The sequence below is a fragment of the Pontiella agarivorans genome, assembly GCF_034531395.1.
Classification (GTDB): domain Bacteria; phylum Verrucomicrobiota; class Kiritimatiellia; order Kiritimatiellales; family Pontiellaceae; genus Pontiella; species Pontiella agarivorans.
In genome coordinates, this window is record NZ_JARVCO010000012.1 from 1,215,415 (window position 1) to 1,240,213 (window position 24,799).

Consider the following 24,799-nt stretch of genomic DNA (forward strand, 5'->3'; position numbering starts at 1 on the left):
TGGGATTTCGGAGATGAGAAGGGATCTATTCCTGAGCGTGCTGCTGCTTGCAGGCATCGGTGTGAGCAATGCGGAGGAGTCGCCGTGGACGACGGCGAACCGGATTGCGATCAGTGCGGACGGCAATCCGGACGCGGATGCGGACGATGTCGGTGCCTCGCCGATCTCGCTGGCGATGCTCGCAAAAGCGGGCCTGCAGGAAAATCTGGTGCATTATGACTTTAATAATTTCCTGAATTATAAACGGATTGATCCGGGAAATAATCGGATGTGGCAAGGGGCGATGGGCGGACAGGCCCGGTGGGGATTTGATAAAAACCGCTTTTTCGATGCGGCTGTTGATCCGCAGGGTGCCGTGGCGCATCTGACTGAAGAGATCAATAAATCCACGGCTGCTGATCCGTTGTATCTGATCGTGGCGGGGCCGATGGAGCTGATTTTCCAGGCGTTGGAAGCGGCGGAACCTGAGGCGCGGAAAAGGGTGATTCTGGTTTCGCACCATAATTACAATGAATATTTCAAGGCGCGTCTATGGCATCGGAACTGGAACGACGTGCAGGCACTGGTTCCGGAAATTGGATATTTGAGAATTAAAGATCAGAACGGTTGGGACGGAAGCGGGCTGAAAGGGAAAGGCTATGCGGACTTTTACTGGCTACGTGATCATGCGGATCCCAACCTCAACTGGGTTTATGAGCGCATCAGGGCCGGGAAGCCGGATGTTTCGGATGCGGGGATGCTGGCCTGGCTGATGGGGATCAGTGGCGATGACGAAATGGTGACGATTCAGGAAATGCGGCAGTGGTTTGGGCCGGATTTGGTTCCGGCGCCGGGCGGCGTTCCGGAAACACCGGCTGCGCCGGCGGGGGTGGAGCCTGAGGTCATTCCTCCGGCTGCTGATCAGGTATTTCTTGAAGTGGACGGAAAACTGGTGATCGAAGCGGAATCGGTTCCGCTTTCCAGAGGTTGGAAAAACGACGGAACCGGGGCCATTCGCTGGGAACCGCCGGAAGGCAAAGGCGTCAGCCACCAGCATCAGGGCGAGCTGATGTATACGATACGGATTTCCAATCCCGGGAAGTACCGTATGGCGCTGAAGTCTGCACATGACGGTGCCGGGTTAAAGGATGATTGGAGCAGTTGTTATACGCTGATGGGGCTCAATCCGGTCAGTCCCTATGGCAATACGCGGAAAACCGGTTTTCCGGCGAATGAAAATTCCGGATTCACGTGGGATACGGCTCATAAGAACTATGGCGCGGTCCGGTCGAAAGAGGGCAGAGTGTCGGAACCGGTTTATGATTTATCAGCAGGCGATCACTGTTTCTGGATCTGTGGACGGTCGAGTGGATTCCGCATCGATAAAATTCATTTTTTCAAAACCGGAATTGCCGGGTTCAAAAGTGACTCGGAAGCGGCAACGCTGTTTGTTACGGGGAATTAATCAAACGTATGGGTGTAGTGATGAAGAAAAAAATCAGTGTATTGCTTTTCAGTGGAATATGTATTGCGGCGGCTTATGCCGCGGAGAAAAGACCGAATGTGCTGTGGATTGTGACGGATGACCAGCGGCCCGATTCGCTGGCCTGTTTTAACCGGGCGGTCTATGGAACCGATGAAAGTCCGCTGGGCTATGTGGAGTCGCCGAATGTGGATGCGCTGGCTGACGAAGGGGTGCTGTTTACACGCGCCATCTGCAACTCGCCGGCCTGCGGTCCGTCGCGCGGTTCCATGCACAGCGGGCGCTATCCATTCCGCAACGGGCATTATCAGTTTGAACTGACGCATCAGTTTCCGGATTTTGTGAAACCGATCATTCATCAGACGCTGCGCAAGAACGGCTACAGCACGGCGGTATTCGGTAAGTCGGATTCCTACATTTACACCGAAGTCGGTAAATATGTGACGGCCGGACTGTTCGGGACTAAAGTTCATTTTAAACACGATCTGCAGGCAAACGGTTTCGGCGATATTTATGCCGGAGGATATAGCCCGGACGGAACCACGGAAAAAGTAATGTATCCCGATGGCAGTATTCGGGAATATTTCCTTAAACGGAATTCGGGCGCGCTGACCGAAGAGGATATTGCGGAGCGCAGAAAGACGGATAAGGAATTTGATATTCTCCGCGCTGATACGGAAGGGTTTTACAGCAAAAAGCTGATCTATGGCGGGGTTAATCCGCAACCGGATGATAAGACGATTGACGCCTATATTGTTAAGGAATTCAAAAGCTATCTGGATCATGCCGATACGGAATACTCCACCTGTTTCGGCCGGAAACAGCAAGGCGTTCCAACGGCAAAGCCGGCGATGACGGAAATCGGTTTCCGCCTGCCGCATACGCCGGTGCTTCCGCCGAAATCCTTCCGCGATCGTTTTCAGAAAAAGAGTTATCGGGTACCGGAATTCAGTAATGATGAAGTTGAAAAACTTCCGCCGCAACTGCAGCAGCTTTCGCGGGGCATGAAGGTGCTGGGGACTCCGGAGGATATTTCAGCGAACCGGGCTTATACCCCCGAAAAATTCCAGCAGGCCGTGCAGGACTATTATGCATTCTGTGCGCATGGAGATCAATTGATCGGAGAGGCCGTAAAAGAGTTCAAAAAATACTGTGCTGAAAATAAAAGGGATTACCTGATTATTTATACGGTCGGGGACCACGGCTGGCAGCTGGGCGAACAGGGGATTGAGACCAAGTTCAGCCCGTGGCGTGAATCGGTTCATAACGCGGCGATTGTGGTGTCGTCCGATAAAACCAAATTTCCGGCGGGCAAGGTGTATGACGGTATCGTGGAATATGTCGATTTCATGCCGACTATCCTCGCGGCTGCCGGCGTGGATATCCACGATCCGCAGTATGATTATATGGATGGTTACGATCTGGCGGAAGTGCTGTCGGGGAAAGCCGTTAAACGTGAATATGCACTGGGCGAAATGAACCTGATTTATGGGCCGCGTGCTTATATGCGGTCGGAGGATTTTGCATTTTCGATGCGTACCCGTCCGAATAACGGCAAGCCGCAGGAAGGGAATCTGAACAAAGATATCAAATGGGCTCTGGAGTGTCCGGTGGAGAAAGCCGAGCTGGCACTGTACGATCTGCGCAGGGATCCGCTGGAACGCAACAACGTGGCGAATGATCCGCACTATCGTGAGCTTGCGGCCTGGTTCCGTCAGAAACTGGGAAATATTGTGCTGGGCGACGGCCGGGTGGAATGCGACTGGAATCAGAAAAACAGTTATAAAATCAGCACCTTTGCGAAAGGCGCGGATGATAAAAAACTCGATATTCCGGCCGAAATTGTGCCTGCACTTTAAAGGAGATGGAAATGGATTACCGAAAACCACATCCGATTTTAAACCTGGGCGGCTGTCTGCTGTTGCCTCTTTTGCTGGTTTCCTGTCAGTCGGGTGCATTCCGGGATGCTCCGGCGGGCCCGACGATTACCGATGAAAACAGCGCCTTGCCGGAAGGAATGAAGTGGAAGCTGGTTGACGGCATGTCGGACGAATTTAACGGCCGGAAAGTAAACTTGAAAAAATGGCAGGTGGATCCTGTCGGAAACAGTTTTACCTGGGAAGGGCGTCCGCCGGGGCTGTTCCGTGCAGATAATATCTGGGTGAAGGACGGCAACCTGCGGGTCAAAGTGGATGTGCTGGATGAGCCGTATGAGGGCGTGGAGGGAACCTACACGTATTCGGGGGGAATTGTTCGGTCGATTATGCCGGGACAGGTGGGATGGTATTACGAATGCCGGATGAAAGCCAATGCCACCGAGATGTCTTCCACCTTCTGGATGCTGACTATCGGCGGTCCCGATGAAGCGTTGGAACTCGATATTCAGGAGTGCGTCGGCCGTACGACCGATTTAACCCATAAATGGGCGAAGAACTGGAACCGAATTTTTCATTCCAACGCGATTCACTGGCGTTATTTCAGCGAACCGAAAGAGACGAAAGCGCAGGGCTGGGAATATCTGGAGGAAAAGAATTCCAGCCGTTATTTTGTGTACGGCGCATGGTGGAAATCGCCGGAGGAAATCCGTTTTTATCTGGATGGGGAATATAAATATTCCATTAATCCGGAAACGCACTGGGACTGGCCGGCCTATCTGCACATGGCGATCGAAACCTATGACTGGAATCCGATTCCGGAAGACGGCGGACTGGTGGCTTCGGGAACGCTCGACGAGCGCACCACCAAATATGACTGGATCCGCACCTGGAAGCCGGCTGAGAAATAAGCGTACACGCGCCTGTCGTCAGGGCGTGTTGGCTTTGCGGTAGGCGAGCGGGGGAAGGCCGTATTCTTTTTTGAACACCCGGCTGAGGTGGGGGGCGTGACAGAAGCCGCAGAGCGCGGCAATTTCCTCGACGCTGTGCTGGCTGGTGCAGAGCAGGTTTTCGGCTTTTTTAAGACGCTGTTCGGTCAGCTTGCGGTGAATGCTGCTGCCGAGTGTTGCGCGGAAACGTTGTTCCAGCGTACGACGTGAGACGCCCAGCTCAGCGGCGATTTCCGGGGTTCCGATGGCGTGACGCAGGTTTTCGATGAGATAACTCATGGCCTGCCGGACCAGGGGATCGTTGGTCGCGAGTGCATTGGTGCTGGCGCGCTGGGTGATTCCGGCGGGTTCGATATAGATGATGCCCTGTTTGGGCGGGATGCCGTTCATGATCTGTGCAAGCAGTTGGGCGCCTTCGTAGCCGATACGTTCGTGATCGTGGTTGATACTGGAAAGCGGAACGGGCTGGTGTTCGCAGATCAGCAGATTGTTGTCGACTCCGAGAATGGCAAAATCTTCAGGTACGCGGTAGCCGGCTTCCATGCAGTTGCTCAACAGCCATGCGGCGTCCACGTCGTTATAGGCGAGGATGGAGCTCGGTTTGGCCAGGGTGTCAAGCCACTGCATAATTTCGTCCTGGGAGTGGCGGCCGACCAATCGGGACGGCGCGGCAATTCCGTTTTCGATGAGCTCTTTTTTAAAGCCCTGATAGCGTGCTTCAGAAACGGGATGCTGCCGATAGCTGATGTAGGCGAACGAATGGTGGCCGAAGGCCCGGAAGTGTTCGGCCGCCATCTGACCGATACGTTTGTTATCGGCCGAAACCCGCGGTAGGTGAAGATCGGACCGCCATTCAGAGAGATCCACGCAGGGCAGACCGGCATTTCGGATAAATTCCTCGAGCTGTCTGTTGTTATCCATTGAACAGATAATGCCGTCGCCTTTCCAGTGTTTCGGAATCTGGAATGCATTCATCATGCTGACATTAAGGTGCCATCCAAGTTCCTGTGCCGCCCGCGCGATTCCCTTATGGGTTTCGGTGTCGTAATTACTCTGGATCATCATCACTTTTTTAATGGAAGGCATGATGCGCATTTATGCAATAAATATAAAATAATGCAATATGTGTTTATCTCAGATCCATCCTATCTTCTCCGCTGAATCCTGAGGTACAGCCGGTGCGCCGGGGGTTGGGAAGGTAGTGGTGAGCGGAGATGAACAACATGATTGAAGAGACCTTTTCAGATTTCAGTAAGCGTCTGTGCGGCATCGGGCGTATTCTGGATGATCCGGATTATAATGTCTGGGGCTGTTCGCCGATTTACGGGCCGGACGGAAAGGTGCACGTATTTTATTCGCGTTGGAAAAACGAAGCGGCGCATCAGGGCTGGATCAGCTGCAGTGAGATTGCCCATGCGGTTGCGGATCATCCGGCCGGGCCCTATAAAACCGTGGATGTTGCCGTGACGGGGCGCGGCGGTGACTGGTGGGATGCCATGACCTGTCACAATCCGACCGTTCATGAAGTCGACGGAAAATATGTGCTGTTTTATATGGGGAATTCGGATGGAACGGCGGCCACGAAACGCGTCGGGATGGCGACGTCTGATTCGCTGGACGGTCCGTGGAAACGGTCGGATCAACCGATTATTGAGCCGGACCCGGATCCCGGGGCCTGGAATTCCATGATCACATCCAATCCGGCTTTTCTACGCCATCCGAACGGCCAGTATTGGCTGTATTATAAATCGTGGTGTGTAACCGACCGGGAAAAGGATATCCGGGAAAATGACTGGCGCAACACCTATCGCCGGTATGGACTGGCTATCGCCAAAAGTCTTGACGGTCCTTGGGAAAAACAGGGCGGTCCGATTCTTGATCTTCGCCGTGTGGTTGAAGATGCCCAGAGCGAGGATGCCTATGTCTGGTATGAAGACGGAATGTTTAAAATGCTGATGCGTGATATGGGGTACTGGAATCACCAGTATGGACTCTATTTTGAATCGGCTGACGGGATCCGCTGGGGCGAACCGCAGGTCGGTTATCTGCAGGCGCATCACTATCTGAAAGAACCGCCGACGGGCAACAGACTGGATGATCGCTTTGAGCGCCCGCAGTTACTGATGCGCCATGGAAAACCGGAATATCTTTTCGCAGCCATTCGCGGGGGAAAATACAGAACATCGTCGGCTGCAGTTTTAAAGGTCGGTACGGATAGATCAACTTCAACGGGGTATATTCAATGAGCAGTAGAAAAAAGGTATCACTGAACGGAGCTTGGAAATTTGTAAAACAGGGGTTTGCCGGAGGAGCGGCGATTGAGCTGGACGAGTCTGACGAGCGTGTGGCATGGCGCACGGTGCAGGTGCCGCATGACTGGAGCGTGGAATCGCCGTTCAGTCAGGATTTCGACGGGGCCACCGGCTGGCTTCCCGGTGGAGAAGGCTGGTACCGGAAAACGTTTCAAGCGCTGAAAACCGACGTGACCTATCTGCATTTTGACGGAATTTACAACAATGCGACGGTGTATGTGAACGGGCAGAAGATCGGTTTTCATCCCTATGGATATTCACCGTTCTATTATGATATTTCAGAGCAGGTGGTTGAGGGGGAGAATCTGATTGCGGTGCGGGTGGATCATTCGCGTTACTGCGACAGCCGCTGGTACACCGGGTCGGGCATCTACCGCAATGTGGAACTGGTCGGCACTTCAAAAATACATATTCCGGTATGGGGCACCTTTGTGACGACGCCGGAGATTTCCGACGAGAAGGCTGCGGTCCAGATACAGGTTGAGGTGCTCAATCCGGAAGGAGCGGTGTTGACGACTTCCATTTTTGACCCGAATGGAAACCAGGTTGCCGAAGGTGCAATAGAAGCATCAGCAGAAACATTCCAGACCTTGGAAGTTTTGAAGCCGCGGCGTTGGGATGTTGATGCGCCGAATCTGTACAAAGCGATCACGGCGATTTCCAGGGAGGGGAAAACGGTCGATGAATACACTACGGTTTTCGGCATTCGCACATTCCGCTTTGATGTGAACGAAGGTTTTTTTCTGAACGGGCGGAATCTGAAAATCAAGGGGGTCTGTCTTCATCATGATGCGGGATGTGTCGGTGCAGCCGTACCGAAGGATGTCTGGCGCAGGCGCTTTGAAATTCTGAAAAAGGGCGGATGTAACGCGGTCCGAATTGCTCACAATCCGGGTTCCGAAGAGTTTATTTCGCTGTGTGATGAAATGGGGCTGCTGGTTCAGGAGGAGTTTTTCGATGAATGGGATTATCCGAAAGACAAGCGGCTGAATCAGAATGAACGGCATGATGATTATATTACGCGCGGTTACACGGAACATTTTCAGGAGTGGGCGGAGCGGGATCTGAACGATGTGATCCGTGCGCACCGGAACCATCCTTCGATTATTCAGTGGAGTATCGGTAATGAGATTGAATGGACATATCCGCGTAATGCCGAAGCGACCGGTTTTTTCGGAATGAAGGCAACGGGCAATTATTTCTGGACCACGCCGCCGAATAGCCCGGAGGAGATTGATCATGAGCTGGCGACACTGCCGCGCGGAAAATATGACATCGGTGAAACGGCGCTGAAGCTCTCAAAATGGACGAAGGAAATGGATACCACGCGTCCGGTGATTGCCAACTGCATTCTGCCGTCGGCCAGCTACCGTTCCGGCTATGCGGATGCGCTGAATATCATCGGGTTCAGCTACCGCCGGGTAATGTATGATTATGGGCATGAAAATTATCCGGACCTTCCATTGATGGGCTGCGAAAATCTGGGGCAGTGGCATGAATGGAAAGCCGTTATGGAACGCCCGTTTGTGGCCGGGACGTTTCTGTGGATCGGGATTGATTATCTGGGAGAATGTGCCGGTCGCTGGCCGATGCGTTCCAAGCGGTCGGGACTGCTCAACAGCGCCGGTTTTGAAAAGGGATCGTATCACATGATGAAAACGCTGTGGTGCGATGAGCCGCATGTACACCTGACAACCCAGACGCTGGAAAAATCACCTTATATTTTTGATGCAGCGACCGGGTTTATCGGGGAAGAGGATTCCGAGGCCTGGAAAACCAAAACCTGGTTCTGGCACGACGTCAACACGCATTGGAACTATGCCGACGGTGAGATGATTGCGGTGGAGGTGTATTCCAACTGTGCGTCGGTGGAATTGTTTCTGAACGGGGAATCGCTCGGTGTTAAACACCTGAAGGATTTTGATGACCGTATCTATAAGTGGGCGGTGCCGTATACCGCCGGAACGCTGGAGGCCCGTGCGGCCGATGCATCGGATCGTTTGAAAACCGCCGGAGCACCTTCGGCGGTTATACTGGAGGTCGACGGCTGTCATGTAATTGCCCGGCTGGTGGATGCGCAGGGTATTCCGGTTAAAGCGGAGGAGTACGAAATCCGTTTCGAGGTCAATGGAGGCGGTCGCATTCTGGGAATTGATAACGGGTCCTGTTACAGCACGCAGCCCTTTCAGTCGGATCGTGTGGTTACGGATCAGGGGCGATGTCTGCTGGTGGTTGAAGGGACCGTGAGCGTCAGGGCTCTGGTGGATGAATTAAACCTTTCAGCCGGACCGGTTGAAGTCAATGCAGTGCAATAAGGGAGTTCGCCATGTCGGAAAAACCGGAACATGAAAAAAAACAGGGTAGGGAAGCTTCGATCCAATCGGAAGACCGGGTGCTGCTGCATCAGAAAGTTGCATATGGTCTGGGGGTTGTTTCCGACCATTTTGCGAACGTTTCGATTGTCTATCTGTTTTTTCTGCCCTTCTTTAATGATTTTCTGAAGGTGCCGGCAAGTATTGTGACCGGGGCTCTGGCCCTGGCCCGTTTGTGGGACGCAATCAGTGATCCGCTGGTGGGATCCATATCTGATAAGTGGACGTCTAAATTCGGCCGACGGAAACCGTTTGTTATTACCGGGGCGATACTGACCGGTCTGTTTTATCCCGTCATCTGGCTGGCTTCCCCCGACTGGAACCAGAGTGTGGTTGTGGCCTATCTGGTGGGAGCTCTGCTGCTGTTTTTTACGTTTTATTCTGTTTTTTCGGTGCCGTATGAATCGCTGGGTACGGAGCTGACGGCCGACTATAATGAGCGCACCAATATTTTTGTGGTTCGTTCCTACATGAATCAGTTCGGCAATATCGGCCTGAGCTGGCTTTTCCCGCTGGCCACCTGGCTGGCTCTGCAGCCTTGGGTCGGCGGTGATATCAACGGCGTGCGGCTGGTCAGCATTCTGGTTGCCGTCATCGTTATCAGCACCGGAGTGCTGCCCGGCATCTTCTGTAAAGAGCGCTACCGTAAAATTGCACAGGAGGAACAGAAGAAGAAAAAAGCCAGCTTCAAGGAAGGGTTTATGGACCTGCTCAAAAATACCCAGCTGATGATCGTGATCGGGATCATCTGCACCTATCTGCTGGCGATTATGTCGGCCGGTGCGTTGGGGTATTATGTGAACGTTTATTATATTTTTGACGGTGACCGGTTTGCGGGAACCGTACTCGGCGGGGTAGAGGGTACGCTTCGCGTTGTGTATTCCCTGTTTGCGGCCTATGCGATCAAACGCATGGCGGATAAATTTGATAAACATCGCCTGATGAGCTGGTGTGTGATCACGATGCTGATTTCGCTGGTGGGCCTGTATTTCTCCCTGATTCCGGGGCGTCCGCTGCTGGCTCTGGTCACCAGGCCGCTCTGGGCGATCGGCGAGGTCGGATTCTGGATTCTGATTATTTCCATGCGGGCTGATGTGTGTGACTGGGATGAATACCGGACCGGCCGCCGGCGGGAGGGGATTATTTCGGCAACGACCAACTGGTTTACAAAATCCGCCATGACCCTTGCAGCAGTATTGAGTGGACTCCTGATTCAGTTTGCGGTCGGGCTGGACAATAAAATTGAAGACGAGACGGTACTTACCCGGATTGAGGAAAAAGCACAGGAACAGTTTGAAGCCATGTCTGAAGGGGAGCGTGCCGGACAGAAGGCGGAGCACAATGTTTTTGTCCGCATGTTTAAAGCTTTTCCGGATGACGGAAGCGGTCGAAGTCTGGAAATGCGGGTGACCGATGCCATGTTCTATGAGGGGGATGTTCCGGAAGTAACCGTGCATCTGCTCAGAAGTCAGATGGAGCAGGAGGTCATTATGGAACAGCAGGATGAGGGCATGCTTTTCCGGATGCGGTTTTTCTTTGTGCTGCCGAAGTTTATCGCGCTGGCTATCGCATACCTGCTTTTGCAGAAGTACAAGCTGTCGCATGAAAAGATGATGGAGATCCGCGCAGAGCTGGAAGAGCGCCGCGGGAAAGCGGTGGCTTCCTGATTAAACGGTTCCGGGAGAAACTGGAGAACGATGATGAAAAGTGTGATGAATGATAAGCAGGTGATGACGGAGGAAAATGCGGTATCCCGCTCCGGACACGCCGGAGGAAGGCTGAAGCATGATCTGAGCGGTTTTCTGTGGAAGCTGGAAGGGTGTCTGCCGGGCCGGGGTATGGAGCAGAAGTTTCCGGAAATCAACCATGATCATATGGGCGATATGCTGGACTGGTCGCATGCGCATGTTCCGGGTGATGTTTTTACCGATCTGTGGCGCATCGGCCGTATTGAGGATCCGCATTATGCCCGGAACAGTCTTAAAGCCAAATGGGTGAATGAATATGAATGGTGGTATATGCGCCATTTTAACGTTCCGCCGGAAATGGAAGGGAAGCGGATTGAGGTGACCTTTGAAGGGGTCGACTATGCCTGTGACGTGTTTGTGAATGGAACGCCGATGGGTTCGCATGAAGGGATGTTCACCGCCTTTTCATTTGATATTACGGATCTCGTGAGTTTTGAACAGCTTGCCCGCGGTCGTAACCTTCTGGCGGTCCGGCTGCATCCGGCGCCCCGGCGTTACAGCCGGGTGGCCGGCAGAAAGCCTGCCTGGCATGGGGATTACTGGACGAGCGTGGTGCCGTCCGGGATCTGGAAACCGGTTTATCTGGAGGCCTATGACGAAGCCCGGATTGAAGATATTTATGTAAAGACCTCTGTGCAGGATGACGGGTCTGCTGATGTTGTTCTTGAGATTGAAGTTCTGCATCACGGAAAAACGGAGCGTACGGTTGATGTTGTAGTTGCGGTTCAGGGCGAAAATGTCCGGACGGAGGAAGTTGAAATTTCCGTACAGCAGACGCTGCAGTCCGGCCGCAATATGTTCCGCATTTCGGTTCGGATTGAGGATGCGAAACTCTGGTATCCCTGGGATCTGGGGGAGCAGAACCTGTATACAGCGAGCGTCTGCCTGAAAGAATACGGTAAACCGCTCGATGCCCGGGAGCAGCTGTTCGGTATTCGCGAATTGGAAATGAAAATGAATCCGGGCTTTACGGAGGATGAGGTTGAATATCCGTGGACGTTGATGATCAACGGCAAACGTCATTTTATCCGTTCCGGAACCTGGGGCGGCCCGCCGGATATCTTTTTCGGCCGTGCAACGGATGAAAAGTATGAGGAGCTGATTCGGCTGGCGAAAGCGGCCAATATGAACAACCTGCGGATTTTCGGGTGGCACCCGACGGAAATACCGTATTTCTATGAGTTGTGTAATCGCGAAGGAATCACCGTCTGGCAGGATATTCTGCCGATAGCGAGTCTGTCGCTGCCGGAAGAAGAGGCCTATAAAGAGGCGATTTTCTCGGATGCGGTTGATGTGGTGAAACAGCTTCGGAATCATCCGTGCATGGTGATCATTGAAGGCGGTGAGGAGATTCTGATGAGTGCCTCCGATCCGGCTCACAACCTGCAGCTGATGAATGAACTGGGTGAAGTCGTTAAACCCTACACGGATCTGCATTATATTCCGGTTTCGCCGTTGAGTGATGATGTCGGGGTTTCGCTGGGGTTTAAACCGAAAGAAAGTGTGCATGCCAACGGACTGTTTTACGGCGAAGGACGGAACACCATTGAACGGTATTACCGTAAGCTGGATTTTGCGGCGGTTCCTGAGCTGGCGATTTCCTCGTGCCCGAATGTGGAGAGTATTAAAAAGTTTATTCCGGAAGAAGAACTGTGGCCGCCCGGACCGAGCTGGGGGCATCACTGGACCGACTTTGATGTTTTCCGGACACTGAACTTTGAAGTGCTCGGTACCCAGGCAACGGGGGGACTGCAGGAGTTTGTGGAGGCCACACAGATTACGCAGGGGGTTCACTTTCAGTATGCCCTTGAATTTTTCCGGCGGAGAAAACCGAAAACCAGTGCACTCTGCATCTGTCACTACATTACCTTCGCTCCGGATATGAAGTGGGGTGTGGTTGATTATTATCAGCAGCCGAAGCGGTCGTATGAATATCTGCGTCTGGCCTATCAGCCGCTGCTGATTTCGCTGGATTATGAGAAACGGCGCTGGCTGCCCGGGGAGGATTTCGAAGGTCGGCTGTGGGTGGTGAATGACCGCTATGAACCGTTCCACGGATGTAAAGCGAAAGTCTGCTTCCGTTCATCAGGCTGTGAAGATGTGTTTGTGGAAGAGGTCGAACTCGGCGAAATTAAACCGGACAGCTCGGCAGAATTTGCAACGGTGAGGTGTAAGGTTCCGGGAAAGCTGGGCGACCGTTTTCATATCGAAGTTGAAATGACGGATGCCGCAGGTGCGGTCGTTTCGGAAAATAAATATCTGCTGCTGGTTGCTGATGAGCGCGTTGATCTTCCAAGACTGAAGGAGATCGGTGCAGAGGCGATTACACGGAAAGTGAAATTCGGCAATTGCAACTATCTTCGTTATTTCGACGGTCTGAATCATACGCCGGGCGTAGAAACCGCCGATGAAAAAATGCCGACGGTAAAGGAATTTGTTTATGAAAAGTGATCAACGGTTCAAATCGGACTGGGAGTCGCTGTCGGCCTATCAATGTCCGGAATGGTTTCACGATGCCAAGTTCGGCATCTATGCGCACTGGGGGGTCTATTCTGCAACCAGAGCGCCGGAGAATACGGACTGGTATGGGTGCGGCATGTATGAAGAGGGACACCCGAATAATGTGTTCCATCGCGAAACCTACGGACCGGTGGATCAGTTCGGCTACAAGGATTTTGTGCCGCGTTTTACAGGGGAACATTTCAATGCTGAAGCCTGGGCGGACCTGTTTGAGGAAGCCGGGGCCCAGTTTGCCGGACCGGTCGGTGAACACGCAGATGGTTTTGCCATGTGGGATTCAACCGTAAATCCCTGGAACGCCGCGAAAAAGGGGCCGTGCCGCGATGTGGTGGCCGAAATGGAACAGGCGGTCCGGAGCCGGGGGATGAAGTTTATGGTGAGTATGCATCATTCCTGGCTGTGGGGCTGGTTCCCGACCTGGCTGGAGAATACGGACTGTGCAGATCCGGCGAATGCCTCGCTGTACGGACCCCGGCTGCCGAAAACGGCACGCCATATTGAAGGTATTCAAACGAAGTCGTGTGATCCGATGCCGAGTCCGGACTTTGAACGGATCTGGCTGGAGAAAGTGAAGGAAGTGGTCGAGGGTTATTCGCCGGATCTGCTCTGGTTTGACAACCGGGTGGAGATTCTTTCAGAAACCGTCCGGAAACAGATGCTGGCCCATTATTATAATCATGCGGCAGAGCGGAACCAGGATGTGGTGATGACCTTCAAGCGGCCGGATTTTCCGCTGGGTGTCGGTACCGTTGATCTGGAACGGGCGCGGATGCCGGAGATTTATCCGGAACCCTGGCTGACGGATACATCGATCTCGCGAACTTCGTGGAGTTGGGCGCTGAATCTGGAGTGCTATGACGAAAACCGGCTCATCGGCGATCTTGTGGATATTGTCAGTAAGAACGGCTGTCTGCTGCTCAATCTTGCTCCTCACCCGGATGGAACGATTCCGGAAGAACAGCAACAGCGCCTGAAGAATATGGGCCGGTGGCTGAAGCTGAATGGTGAGGCGATCTATAGAACCCGCCCCTGGATCATCTATGGTGAAGGACCTTCAAAAGCCCGGGAGGGGCATCTGGCGGATATGACGTTTGATGGGTATACGGATCGTGATATCCGTTATACCACCCGTGACGGACAGCTTTATGCGATTGCGCTGAGCTGGCCGGAATCCGGCGTGCTGTCGATCCGTTCACTGGGCAGCCATCATTACAACGGCCGTATTTCCGAAGTTGAACTGATCGGCCATGAAGGGCCGTTGAAATGGGGGCAGGAAGGCGCTGGCCTCGAGATTATCCTGCCGGAATATAAACCGTGTGAGTATGCTTATGTCTTCAGAATATACCGATGAAAGATCGGAACGTCTGGGAATCACCAACCCGGACTGTTTAAGTGCCGCCTCGAAACGGGCGCTGGCCTGGCCGGAGCGCAGCAACAACTGGTACGGAACCTTTTCTGTCAGCGACCTGAAGGGGGATCTGGCTTATGAGAAAGGCGTCACGCGTCGCGACCCGAGTTCCGTTCTTTTTGAGGATGGAGTGTATCATGTCTGGTACACGAAGTCGGAGGGGCCGAGTGTGGGTTTTACCGATAATTTCGATGATAAAGTGTGGCCCTGGGATTATGCCGAAATCTGGCATGCGACGTCGGAGGACGGCATTACGTGGAACGAGGATCAACGTGCAGTGGGTCGGGGAGAAGCCGGAGCTTTTGATGATCGCTCCGTGTTTACCCCGGAGGTGTTAAACCATGAAGGAACCTACTATCTGGTTTACCAGACGGTAAAATCGCCCTACATCCAGCGTGCAAAAGAGCAGATCGGAATTGCGTCGGCCGCATCGCCGTATGGCCCCTGGATAAAGCATCCTGAACCGATTCTGAGTCCTGCGGACAACGGCATATGGAAGGGGAATGATCCGCACGACCGGTTCAGTGTGATTAAAAAAGGCGATTTCGACAGCCATAAGGTACATGATCCTTATCTCACATTTTATAACGGCAGGTTTCATCTGTATTACAAAGGGGAACAGATGGGCTGGGAGATCAACTTCGGCGGGCGTGAGATCCGGCACGGTGTTGCGATGTCTGATTCGCCGTTCGGGCCTTATGAAAAATCACCGTTCAATCCGATTTCCAACAGCGGACATGAAGTGGCGGTCTGGCATTATAACGGCGGTATCGGGTCGCTGATTACCACCGACGGACCGGAGCGCAATACGATTCAGTGGGCGCCTGACGGCATCAATTTTGAAATTCTGGCGTATATACAGAATGCACCGCATGCCATGGGGCTGCTGCGTAAAAATGATGATTCAGCGATTCCTTTCACCATTTTCGAATGGGGGCTGACACATGAATATATGAACAGCAATGATCAGTATATCCGCCGGTTCGACGGGCATCAGCATGAGCGGATTTTCACCTCCAGTACGTATAAATCTATCGAGGGATAAGCGAATGCAAATAATCAGTGGCAAAACCGTTGTTTTGAGTGTGCTGTTTATGGGGCTGATGAGTCACGCCCGAACAACCGTCGATATTCAGCTTAATATGAAATATTCAGTGGGCGGGATTTCATCCTTTGACCGCCATAAGTATATCAATGCACATTCACATCTCTCGGAACCTGACTGGGTGGGTGAGGATGAACTGCTGGATATATTGGTCTCGGATCTGAATGTTTCTTTCGGGCGCGATAACGGAACAATGATTGAATACCTGCGGCAGGCTCCGGAAGATCCGGACCGGCCGGGTTATGTGGATCCGGAATATCTGAAAAACGCCGGGCGGATTCATCGTAAAATCATCTATGGAAGTCACAAAGCCTATCTGCATAAATATGACGCTGTTAACGATGTTATGATCGGCGGACAGCCCCATGCGTTTCTGCCGAGCCCCGGGGAAGAGAAAACGAAGTGGGAGCTGGGCGGTGCTGACGCTGTCGGTGAATATATGGGTCGTTTTCTGCAGGAGTTTTACCGGAACCCGGGTGAGCCTCCGACGGCGGGACAGTCGCGTCCCGGGTTTATCGAAATTCTGAATGAACCGCTGTATCATTTTATCGACGGCCGTCGCGGAGATATCCGTAGCGCAAAATCCATTTTCGAATTTCATAACGGCGCGGCGAAGGCGATTCGCCGGTTTGATCCCGATGTACTGATTGGCGGTCCGACGATGGCGTTTCCGATTTTTGAAGAACGGGATTTCGCACGGTGGGATGAGCGGATGAAACTGTTTATCGATACCTGTGGCGAGCAGATGGATTTTTATTCGCTTCATTTCTATGACTTCAACAACCGGGGGGATCGCGCGCGTGATGATTATAAAGGGTCCCGTCTGGAAGCTACGCTGGATATGATCGAACAGTACAGTCTGATCCGGCTGGGGGAGGTTAAGCCGTTTATTATTTCGGAATATGGCGGACGGGATCATAAACTGGAAAACCGGGTCTGGACCGCGTTGCGTGACTGGCATTTTCTTAAGGCTGCAACGCCGTTAACACTGCAGTTGCTGGATCGACCGAATATGATTCTTAAATCGATTCCTTTTATTACCGCCAAGGCGGAATGGGGCCGCAAAAACGGGGTGCCGTATAACCGTCGTCTGATGCATCAGATGAAAGAGCGTCCGGGCCGGTTCGGCGAGGACTGGATCTTCACGGATCTGGTGTTGTTTTATGAACTGTGGTCGGATGTGAACGGAACGCGGGTGAAGAGTGCTTCCGATAATCCTGATGTGCTGCTCGACAGCTATGTGGATGGTAAAAAAGCCTATGTGATTCTGAGTAACCTGAATCCGGTGGAGGAGACGGTTGATCTGAATCTTTCCAGCGGAATGGAATCCGCACGGATTAAGCATCTGTACCGCGTGGCAGACGGTCCGCTGCTGGAGGAGAAAACGGTTATGAAGGAATTGAAGTCGTTTACCTTAAAACCGGAGGCCAGTGCTGTTATTGCGTGTTCGTTTGCCGATTCCATTGCCATTACTGAAACGGTTGAGGAACATAAGTTTTATGCGTCGGATTATAACCGCCCGATTACAGCCGGGCGCCCGGTTGAGTTTGCGCTGAATGAGGTTCAGCCGCTAACGTCGGGTGAGGCCGTGCTGCGTGTCGGATTCGGGAGAGAACCGGATCGTTCCCGTCGGCCTGAAGTCGTTTTCAACGGAACCGCGCTGGAGGTTCCGGATCATTACAGCGGCAGTGACCAGCCGACGCGTCCGGCCTTTTTCGGCCTGCTTGAAATTCCGGTTCCTATTGAACGGATTAAAAAGAACAATAGTGTGGAGATCATGTTTCCGGATAGTGGCGGCCGGATCAGTAGTGTGACCCTGCAGACGGTTGACGCCGGATTAAACGGTCGGAAGTGACCGGAGGAATCATGACGATTAAACGGGTTTTACTATCGGCCGGCATGCTTGCTCTCACGCCCGACGGTTCGGGGAACGGGAAACCGGCCATCATGGAAATCCGGGAGAATGTCCGGCATGAAGTCGCCAGAGCCCGGACTCCGGAAGAATGGGGGAATGAGGTTGCATTAAATCTGTTTATGGAAGCGGTCATTACTGAGGGGTGGAATCAGCTGCATGTTAAATAAAAATACGGAGTTAATGATGAAGATGAAGTGGATCGGTCTTTTTGCGGCGGTTATTACGGCGAATCAAAACGGGATAGCGGAAGAACAGCCGGTTTCGGTGACGGTCAACCTGAACGTCCGGCATTCTGTCGGCGGGGTGGATGCTTTCGATCGTGAAAAATGGATGGTGCTGCATGCGCGGGCGACCGAGCATGACTGGGATTCCGAGGAACAGCGGGAAACGTTTCTAAATGAATACGATGTTTATCTGGGGCGCGACTGCGGGGCTTTGCCGGAGGCGCTGTCGTGGACCTCGGAGGATCCGGATAAACCGGGCTGGTGTGATCATGCCTGTATTGAGCAGCTCGGAAAGCGGGAGCGGGAACGGTATGCGCAGAACACTGCGGTCCATGCGCTGGAATACCGCAGTAAAAAAATGACCATCGGCGGCCAACCGAAAATGTTCCCGGACGGCAGTACAAACGCGAATGGATTTGCGATCGGAAGTTATGATGCGCTGGCCGACTTTTATGAGCAGTATCTGACGCATTTTACCGGTAGCGGAGGAACGGACGGTCCGCCGAAACCGGCGATGCTTGAAGTGGTGAATGAACCCTTTGTTCATGCCCGTGAGCATAACACAACCTATGCGGAAATTTCCGAATTTCACAACAAGGTGGCAGAGCGTGTTAAGCGGTTGCATCCTGATCTTCTGATCGGCGGATATACCGCTGCGCATCCGGGGTTTGAAGATCATGATTTTGGACACTGGGATAAAAACTGGCGGCAGTTTATTGATATTGCCGGCGGGAATATGGATTTCTTTTCTCTGCATCTCTATGACAATCCGCTCAAAAACAAGGATCCGCAGAACAGTATCTACCGCAGCGGAAGCAATGTGGAAGCCATTCTGGATATGGTGGAGCACTACAGCTTCCTTAAACTGGGAGAGGTGAAACCGCTCAATATTTCGGAATACGGTTGTCTGCGTGTGGGCAACGGATTTCCCTACAGTCCGGACGAGGCATGGCGCTGCACCCGATCCTACAATACGATTCTGATGCAGCTGCTGGAACGTCCGGATCGGATTATCCAGGCTATCCCGTTTATGGTTCTGAAAGCGGAGTGGGGGCGTAAAGACGGGTATCCGTATCCGAAACGGCTCTTGTATGATGTGGATGAACTGAAAGGCCGCCCGAAGGATAATGACGGTCCCTGGGCCTATACACCGCGTCTTAATTTCTGGGAGCTGTGGAAAGGGGTTAAGGGAACACGTGTTGATACCATCGCCTCTGACCCGGATATTCAGGTTGATGCCTATGTGAACGGTGCCGATGTGTTTGCGGTTGTCAGCAGTCTGGATCATACGGGACCGCAAACGGTGGAACTCAGTATGCTGGGAGCTGCTGAAGATCTGTTGAGGGTCGAGGTTAAGCATGCGCATGCGGATGAAAATCTTGAGCCGGTAATCGATGAATTTGAGCGCGCTTCGCTGGAACGGATCACGCTGGGGGCCTCTGCAACTGCGATGCTGAAATTCTCTTATCGGGCCCCGCTTAAAACGGATGAAGTCTCTGTGGAAAAGAAATATTACGCAACGACCTATCTGCAACCGATAAAGGCTGATGAGCCGGTTCGTTTCAGGATTGAGGGGGTGAGGCGGGCTTCTTCTTACGGTGAGGCGGTTTTGCGCCTGGGTATGGGCCGGGAGCACGGGCGTTCGCTCCATCCCGTCGTTCGGGTGAACGGAACGTCGGTTGAGGTTCCGACCGATTGGCGGGGCTATGATCAGGCGACCCGAAATCAGTTTTTCGGCGTTGTGGAGATTCCGGTTGAGTATGACCTGTTGGAGAAGAACAACACGGTTGAAGTGATCTTTCCTGATGATGGCGGTCATGTATCTAGTTTGGCCATGCAGGTGTTTGAATTCAGCGCTGACATTCGTCCTGATTAGAAAGTATCGGGAGGCGGTACAGTTTTCATTCAATCCGGGAATTCATCCCGGACGTATAAAACAGAGCGCAATTCCTCCGGACAGGAAGGTATAAGGACTCAATTATGACGTTGAAAAATGATGTTGGATTATTAGGTATGCTGCTGCTTCTGTCGGCAGGTTGTGCGGCGGAAACTGCAGATCAGATGAATGCTTTCCCTTTTCTTATTCCGGAGGAAAAACCGGAACGGCCGTTAAGTGCGGCTGTGGAACGGGGTTATAATGAATACGGAGGGTTCCGCCCGGAAGCGCAGGAGCTCTATACTCAGTTTAAGTATACCGAACTGAAGGGCTTTGATTACAACGGTGGCGACGGGACAGTATCCCGCCGCGATCCTTCCAAGGTGATTTTTGCCAATGGGAAATACTATGTCTGGTATACGCGCCGCGCAACGGGTCACAGACCTGTGGGCATGGCGCGGGCGCGGGAGGCCACGGAGGTTATTCCATCGGCCGACTGGGATCTGGCGGATATTTATTATGCCGTTTCGGAGGATGGTTTTGTCTGGGAGGAGCAGGGGGTAGCTGTGCCGCGGCCGCCGAAACCGCAACCCGGCTGGCGGTCAGTCACGACGACCGATATTCTCGAATGGGAAGGAAAATATTATCTCTATTATCAGGCCTTTATGGAGGCGAGTGGAACCCGTGGCGATTTCTGCCCCGTCGCGGTATCCTGGGCTGATTCGCCGGATGGACCCTGGACGCCGTATGGCAAGGTGGTGATCCCGAACGGAGCCGAGGGGGAGTGGGATCAGTTTTCCATTCACGATCCCTATCCGCTGGTGCATGACGGAAAAATTTATCTGTATTACAAAAGCGATTTCGATAAGCGTTCTGAGTTTTTCCCATCCAAAGTGCGCATGCAGGGGCTGGCAATTGCAGAGCATCCACTGGGACCGTTTAAAAAACATCCGCGGAATCCGGTGATCAATTCGGGGCATGAAACGACGCTGTTTCCCTTTAAGGAAGGCGTTGCCGCGCTGGTGATTAAAGACGGCATGGAGCGGAATACCATTCAATATGCTGAGGACTGGGTGAATTTCAAGGTGGTTGCACATGTGGAAATGATGCCGGTGGCGGCCGGACCGTTTGTGCCGGATGCGTTTACCGATACGCAGGATGGTCGCGGGATTACATGGGGGCTTTCTCATTTCACTTATGCCGGGGGGTACAACGGAAACAACCATTCCGTGTTGGTCCGTTTTGATTGCGACCTAAGCCGGGATATTCATGATCCGGAAATGAAGGACCATTTTGTTAAATTTACACCGGAGGAACACTATAGGCATGGGCTTTCCTCACAGCAGCTTGAGCGGATACATAAAGAAAACGGTCGGCTTTCCAATCCCTGAAATCGGAAGGTTTTGAAGGGATCTGTTTCCAGACGTTTTTTCCGTCGGTCCGGAGGGTTGAAGGGGGGACGGATGCTGATCAATGGGACAGGGGACAAGGCCAGGCGCGGCTGGTACATTTTGATGGTCGAGGCATTCTGTCTTTTCGAGAACAGATACCGGGCGCGGTGTCAAGTTGGATGATCGGTTCATTGAACCCCGGACGTTCTTCGTAAATGATGTGCGATGGATACAACAGGAATTTGATCAAAGGAGTAATGAGTATGAAAACAAGGTTATTGCTGATGTTGTCGCTGCTGTTCAGCTGGAGTGTATTGGCTGCGGATACGCGACCGAATATTGTGGTGATTATGAGCGATGATTCCGGGTACACGGATCTTGGATGTTTCGGCGGCGAAATTGATACGCCCAATATTGATAAACTGGCCGAGTCCGGAATACGACTGAGTAATTTTTATTCGAATGGACGCTGCAGTCCGACCCGGGCTTCTCTGCTTTCGGGGCTCGACTGTGCCAAGGTTGGTTTCGGCGGCGGTGTGGTCGGAGACTGGGTGCGGGAAATGCCGTATGCGGCGCACCGCGGTCGTCTGCCGTATGATACGCCACTGCTGCCGGAACTGTTGAAAGAGGCGGGATATCGTACGCTGATGTCGGGTAAATGGCATATGGGCGGGAGCCTGATGAAAACCCGCCCGGGCCGGCGCGAAGTCTGGAAACAGTATCACGAAGGCTGGGAGCTTACCGACGAAGAGATTGAGCAGGATTTTCTGGGACTTCCGCTGCAGCGTGGATTCGATGAATATTTCGGGCTCTATGGGGCGCAGGACAGCTCCTTTTTCGTGCCGGGTCAGTATCATCCGATTATGGAAGGGAACGAAAATGCGAAACTGAACTATGATCGTGAATATACCATGCACTGTTTTTCGAAACGCAAGGATCTGCCCTATACGGTGAATCATGGAAAAACCGGAAAGGCATGGTATGCCACGGACGGCGTGACCGACCGCGCCATCGAAATGATTTCGGACGCTTCGGGAAAAGAGAAGGCTCCCTTTTTCCTCTATCTGGCCTATCGCGCTCCGCATAAACCGCTCCAGGCTCCGGAAGAGCTGGTACAGAAATATCTGAAGAAATATGAAGACATCCGCGCCATAGAAGCCGCACGTGCTGAAGGGCTCAAAGCGCAGGGCCTGTGCGATCCGGACCTGGATTACAAGCCGGCCTGGTTTGATGTGAAAAAGTCCGATGAATTCCGGCTTCAAATGGCCATTCACGCCGCGATGATTGAGAAAGTGGATGAAAACGTCGGCCGTCTGGTTGAATCGCTCAGGAAAAAGGGTGAATTGAACAACACGCTGATTCTTTATTTTTCCGATAACGGAAATGCGGCGCATCTGGACAGCATCTTCAACACGCCGTATCGCGGCGTGAAAGCCCTGCTATGGGAGGGCGGCTGCAAAACACACTTTATCGCCTCCTGGCCGGGGCACATTAAACCCGGAACGATTTCGCACGAGCAGGTCTGGGTGGGGGATGTATTGCCGACGTGTCTCGAACTCGCCGGTACAGAATATCCGGAAACCTTCCGTGGAAAGAAAACTGAACCACTGCCCAGCCGCAGCATGCTGCCGGTACTGGAAGGTAAAAAACGCAAACCGGCTGAATATCTGTTCTTTAACGATAAAGGGCAGCAGAGTGTCATCTGGCAGGGAAAATGGAAACTCCTGATTGAGCCCGGATGGTTTACCATGACCCAGGAAAAACCGGGTATTCAGTATGAACTGTATGATCTCGAAAATGATCCCTCCGAGCTGAAAAACGTAGCGGACGTAAAACCGGAAATTGTGAAAATGCTGGAGGAAAAATGCAATACCTGGATCAAAGAGCAGGGTATTGTTGAGTATGGAAAACTGTTGGAACTGCGGCCTGGGGACAACACATAATCAATCTTTCACAGAAGATTTCATGAAAAAAAATATATTGATTCTGCTGGGATTGTTTTCCGCCTCAGTCATGGCGACAACGTATCAGCCGGTACGCGAGTCGCTTGCCGGTCACACCGCGGCTCCGGAATGGTTCCAGGATGCCAAGCTGGGCATTTATTTCCACTGGGGGCCGTATTCGGTGGCGGCCTACGGCAGTGCCTGGTATCCGAGCGCGATCTATCGCCCGGGCAGTCCGGAAAACAAATATCACACGAAAAAATTCGGTCCGGTTGAAACGTTTGGATACGAAAAAATGATTCCGCTTTTCACGGCGGAACATTTTGATCCGGCAGAATGGGCGGAGCTGTTTAAAAAAACAGGGGCAAAATTTGCCGGGCCGGTTGCCGAGCATCATGACGGGTTTGCTATGTGGGACAGCGAGGTCAATCCCTGGAACGCAGCCGATATGGGGCCGAAACGAGATGTGCTCGGTGATTTGTTTGATGAGCTGAAAAAGTGCGATATGAAAACCATCGCCACGTTTCACCATGCACGCAACGGACAGCGCAACCGTAATAAACCGGAGCGGTGGGCCCCCGACCACGTGCATAAAAGTTTTAACAGTCACTACCCGTATCATCCGGATTATCCCACGGCCACAACCGATCCGAAACTCCGCAAACTGTTCGGCAACTTTGAAACGATGGATGAATTCAATCAATACTGGCTGGATCAGTTGAAAGAGGTGATCGATGCCTATTCCCCGGATATTGTCTGGTTTGATTCGTGGATGAATATGGTGCCGGAAGAATACCGTCTGAACTATGCCGCCTACTATTTCAACCATGCTGAAAAAACAGGGCAGCAGGTGGTGACCTGTCATAAGCATAATGATATGCCGATGAGTTTCAGTGTGCTTGATTTTGAGCAGGGCGGACGTCGGGAAATTCATCCGATGCCGTGGATGACCGATATCACCCTGGGTGAAAACCGCTGGATGTATGTGGAAGGGCACAGCTATAAAGATGCCGCACTCGTGGTGCGCAACATGATCGATGTCTGGAGTAAAAACGGCATTGTGCTGCTGAATGTGGCGCCGCGTGCCGACGGAGTGATTGATGATGAACAACGTGCCATTCTGGCGAAAATCGGAAATTGGCTTAGCTGTTACGGGGAGGCCGTCTATGGAACGCGGCCCTTCGATATCTATGGAACCGGAACGGCCAGCAGCAGTGACAGCTCCCACGACGGCCAGTCCGCCACGGTGAAATATACCGCCGAAGATATACGCTTCACGGTCTCCAAGGATGATAAATTCATGTATATCTTTTTTCTGGGCCGGCCGGAGCCCGGAGCCGAAGTGAAAATCAAAGCTCTCGGCCGTCACCGTTACACGCCGCGTTCAGCCATCAAACGTGTAACCCTGCTGGGCAGCGGCGAAGAGGTCGCTTGGAACGATGATACCTACTCTCTGAATTTCAAGCTTCCGGATGTGGAAATGAACGAAATTTCCACCGTTCTTAAACTTGAGCTGGAATAGTTTTTTTCGGTTCCATTATGAAATGCTGCTTTCGATTTGAGAAAGGGCCTGTTGCTGATATTAATTTTTGAAGATCGCTTAGACTGCTGAATTTCAGTCTGACTGGTGCGGTCGAAGCGAAATTTGATTTAGGGCAGTGATCTGATTCAGCGGACTTTTCAGCTGATTGCTGCATTT

16 protein-coding genes are annotated in these 24,799 nt (G+C 52.5%); 15 read left to right on the forward strand and 1 reads right to left on the reverse strand.

What is annotated here, in order from left to right:
- Positions 1-13 precede the first annotated feature (13 nt).
- Genes P9H32_RS17915 through P9H32_RS17925 form a run of 3 tightly spaced genes read left to right on the forward strand, consistent with a single transcriptional unit; the run spans position 14 to position 4,247 of the window.
- A complete protein-coding gene (locus tag P9H32_RS17915) occupies positions 14-1,444 on the forward strand; it encodes a hypothetical protein (protein WP_322610297.1) in 1,431 nt (476 codons plus the stop codon).
- A gap of 20 nt (positions 1,445-1,464) precedes the next feature.
- On the forward strand, positions 1,465-3,321 hold the full coding sequence (locus P9H32_RS17920; protein ID WP_322610298.1) for a sulfatase-like hydrolase/transferase: 1,857 nt from the start codon (positions 1,465-1,467) through the stop codon (positions 3,319-3,321).
- An 11-nt stretch (positions 3,322-3,332) separates the two neighbouring features.
- Positions 3,333-4,247, forward strand: coding sequence for a LamG domain-containing protein (locus P9H32_RS17925; RefSeq protein WP_322610299.1), 915 nt, complete (start codon positions 3,333-3,335; stop codon positions 4,245-4,247).
- Between the two features lie 18 nt (positions 4,248-4,265).
- Here the strand turns inward: P9H32_RS17925 and P9H32_RS17930 are convergent, their stop codons facing one another.
- Positions 4,266-5,372 carry a DNA-binding transcriptional regulator gene (locus P9H32_RS17930; RefSeq protein WP_322610300.1) on the reverse strand — a complete coding sequence of 369 codons (1,107 nt, stop codon included), beginning with the start codon at positions 5,370-5,372 and terminating at the stop codon, positions 4,266-4,268.
- Between the two features lie 128 nt (positions 5,373-5,500).
- On the opposite strand from P9H32_RS17930, the gene P9H32_RS17935 reads away from it, so the two are divergent.
- The 12 genes from P9H32_RS17935 (at position 5,501) to P9H32_RS17990 (ending at position 24,622) form a co-directional block, all read left to right on the forward strand.
- Positions 5,501-6,532: a glycoside hydrolase family protein gene (locus P9H32_RS17935; RefSeq protein WP_322610301.1), complete on the forward strand. Its 1,032-nt coding sequence runs from the start codon at positions 5,501-5,503 to the stop codon at positions 6,530-6,532.
- Complete coding sequence (locus P9H32_RS17940; RefSeq protein ID WP_322610302.1) at positions 6,529-8,913, forward strand: glycoside hydrolase family 2 TIM barrel-domain containing protein; 2,385 nt, start codon at positions 6,529-6,531, stop codon at positions 8,911-8,913. Before P9H32_RS17935 ends, P9H32_RS17940 begins: the two co-directional genes overlap by 4 nt.
- Before the next feature lie 11 nt (positions 8,914-8,924).
- The gene (locus P9H32_RS17945) at positions 8,925-10,637 is read left to right on the forward strand and encodes an MFS transporter (RefSeq protein WP_322610303.1); all 1,713 of its coding nucleotides are present in this window, start codon (positions 8,925-8,927) and stop codon (positions 10,635-10,637) included.
- A gap of 30 nt (positions 10,638-10,667) precedes the next feature.
- A complete protein-coding gene (locus P9H32_RS17950) occupies positions 10,668-13,169 on the forward strand; it encodes a glycoside hydrolase family 2 protein (protein ID WP_322610304.1) in 2,502 nt (833 codons plus the stop codon).
- A complete protein-coding gene (locus P9H32_RS17955) occupies positions 13,159-14,589 on the forward strand; it encodes an alpha-L-fucosidase (RefSeq protein ID WP_322610305.1) in 1,431 nt (476 codons plus the stop codon). The genes P9H32_RS17950 and P9H32_RS17955 overlap by 11 nt, the downstream gene beginning before the upstream one ends.
- Positions 14,561-15,691 carry a glycoside hydrolase family 117 protein gene (locus P9H32_RS17960; protein ID WP_431311709.1) on the forward strand — a complete coding sequence of 377 codons (1,131 nt, stop codon included), beginning with the start codon at positions 14,561-14,563 and terminating at the stop codon, positions 15,689-15,691. The genes P9H32_RS17955 and P9H32_RS17960 overlap by 29 nt, the downstream gene beginning before the upstream one ends.
- Positions 15,692-15,695: 4 nt before the next feature.
- Entirely contained in the window at positions 15,696-17,606 is a 1,911-nt protein-coding gene (locus P9H32_RS17965; protein ID WP_322610307.1) for a hypothetical protein, read from the forward strand.
- A gap of 11 nt (positions 17,607-17,617) precedes the next feature.
- Complete coding sequence (locus tag P9H32_RS17970; protein WP_322610308.1) at positions 17,618-17,833, forward strand: hypothetical protein; 216 nt, start codon at positions 17,618-17,620, stop codon at positions 17,831-17,833.
- A gap of 13 nt (positions 17,834-17,846) precedes the next feature.
- The gene (locus tag P9H32_RS17975) at positions 17,847-19,766 is read left to right on the forward strand and encodes a hypothetical protein (protein WP_322610309.1); all 1,920 of its coding nucleotides are present in this window, start codon (positions 17,847-17,849) and stop codon (positions 19,764-19,766) included.
- Positions 19,767-19,870: 104 nt separating this feature from the next.
- A complete protein-coding gene (locus P9H32_RS17980; protein WP_322610310.1) occupies positions 19,871-21,157 on the forward strand; it encodes a glycoside hydrolase family 117 protein in 1,287 nt (428 codons plus the stop codon).
- Positions 21,158-21,420: 263 nt separating this feature from the next.
- The gene (locus P9H32_RS17985) at positions 21,421-23,100 is read left to right on the forward strand and encodes a sulfatase-like hydrolase/transferase (RefSeq protein ID WP_322610311.1); all 1,680 of its coding nucleotides are present in this window, start codon (positions 21,421-21,423) and stop codon (positions 23,098-23,100) included.
- Positions 23,101-23,122: 22 nt separating this feature from the next.
- The gene (locus P9H32_RS17990; RefSeq protein ID WP_322610312.1) at positions 23,123-24,622 is read left to right on the forward strand and encodes an alpha-L-fucosidase; all 1,500 of its coding nucleotides are present in this window, start codon (positions 23,123-23,125) and stop codon (positions 24,620-24,622) included.
- Positions 24,623-24,799 lie beyond the last annotated feature (177 nt).

What these genes read in the sequence shown, in the direction of transcription:
- P9H32_RS17915 (WP_322610297.1), top strand. Translation starts at nt 14, where the DNA reads ATGAGAAGGGATCTATTCCTGAGCGTGCTGCTGCTTGCAGGCATCGGT.
- P9H32_RS17920 (WP_322610298.1), top strand. Translation starts at nt 1,465, where the DNA reads ATGAAGAAAAAAATCAGTGTATTGCTTTTCAGTGGAATATGTATTGCG.
- P9H32_RS17925 (WP_322610299.1), top strand. Translation starts at nt 3,333, where the DNA reads ATGGATTACCGAAAACCACATCCGATTTTAAACCTGGGCGGCTGTCTG.
- P9H32_RS17930 (WP_322610300.1), bottom strand. Translation starts at nt 5,372, where the DNA reads ATGCCTTCCATTAAAAAAGTGATGATGATCCAGAGTAATTACGACACC.
- P9H32_RS17935 (WP_322610301.1), top strand. Translation starts at nt 5,501, where the DNA reads ATGAACAACATGATTGAAGAGACCTTTTCAGATTTCAGTAAGCGTCTG.
- P9H32_RS17940 (WP_322610302.1), top strand. Translation starts at nt 6,529, where the DNA reads ATGAGCAGTAGAAAAAAGGTATCACTGAACGGAGCTTGGAAATTTGTA.
- P9H32_RS17945 (WP_322610303.1), top strand. Translation starts at nt 8,925, where the DNA reads ATGTCGGAAAAACCGGAACATGAAAAAAAACAGGGTAGGGAAGCTTCG.
- P9H32_RS17950 (WP_322610304.1), top strand. Translation starts at nt 10,668, where the DNA reads ATGATGAAAAGTGTGATGAATGATAAGCAGGTGATGACGGAGGAAAAT.
- P9H32_RS17955 (WP_322610305.1), top strand. Translation starts at nt 13,159, where the DNA reads ATGAAAAGTGATCAACGGTTCAAATCGGACTGGGAGTCGCTGTCGGCC.
- P9H32_RS17960 (WP_431311709.1), top strand. Translation starts at nt 14,561, where the DNA reads ATGCTTATGTCTTCAGAATATACCGATGAAAGATCGGAACGTCTGGGA.
- P9H32_RS17965 (WP_322610307.1), top strand. Translation starts at nt 15,696, where the DNA reads ATGCAAATAATCAGTGGCAAAACCGTTGTTTTGAGTGTGCTGTTTATG.
- P9H32_RS17970 (WP_322610308.1), top strand. Translation starts at nt 17,618, where the DNA reads ATGACGATTAAACGGGTTTTACTATCGGCCGGCATGCTTGCTCTCACG.
- P9H32_RS17975 (WP_322610309.1), top strand. Translation starts at nt 17,847, where the DNA reads ATGATGAAGATGAAGTGGATCGGTCTTTTTGCGGCGGTTATTACGGCG.
- P9H32_RS17980 (WP_322610310.1), top strand. Translation starts at nt 19,871, where the DNA reads ATGACGTTGAAAAATGATGTTGGATTATTAGGTATGCTGCTGCTTCTG.
- P9H32_RS17985 (WP_322610311.1), top strand. Translation starts at nt 21,421, where the DNA reads ATGAAAACAAGGTTATTGCTGATGTTGTCGCTGCTGTTCAGCTGGAGT.
- P9H32_RS17990 (WP_322610312.1), top strand. Translation starts at nt 23,123, where the DNA reads ATGAAAAAAAATATATTGATTCTGCTGGGATTGTTTTCCGCCTCAGTC.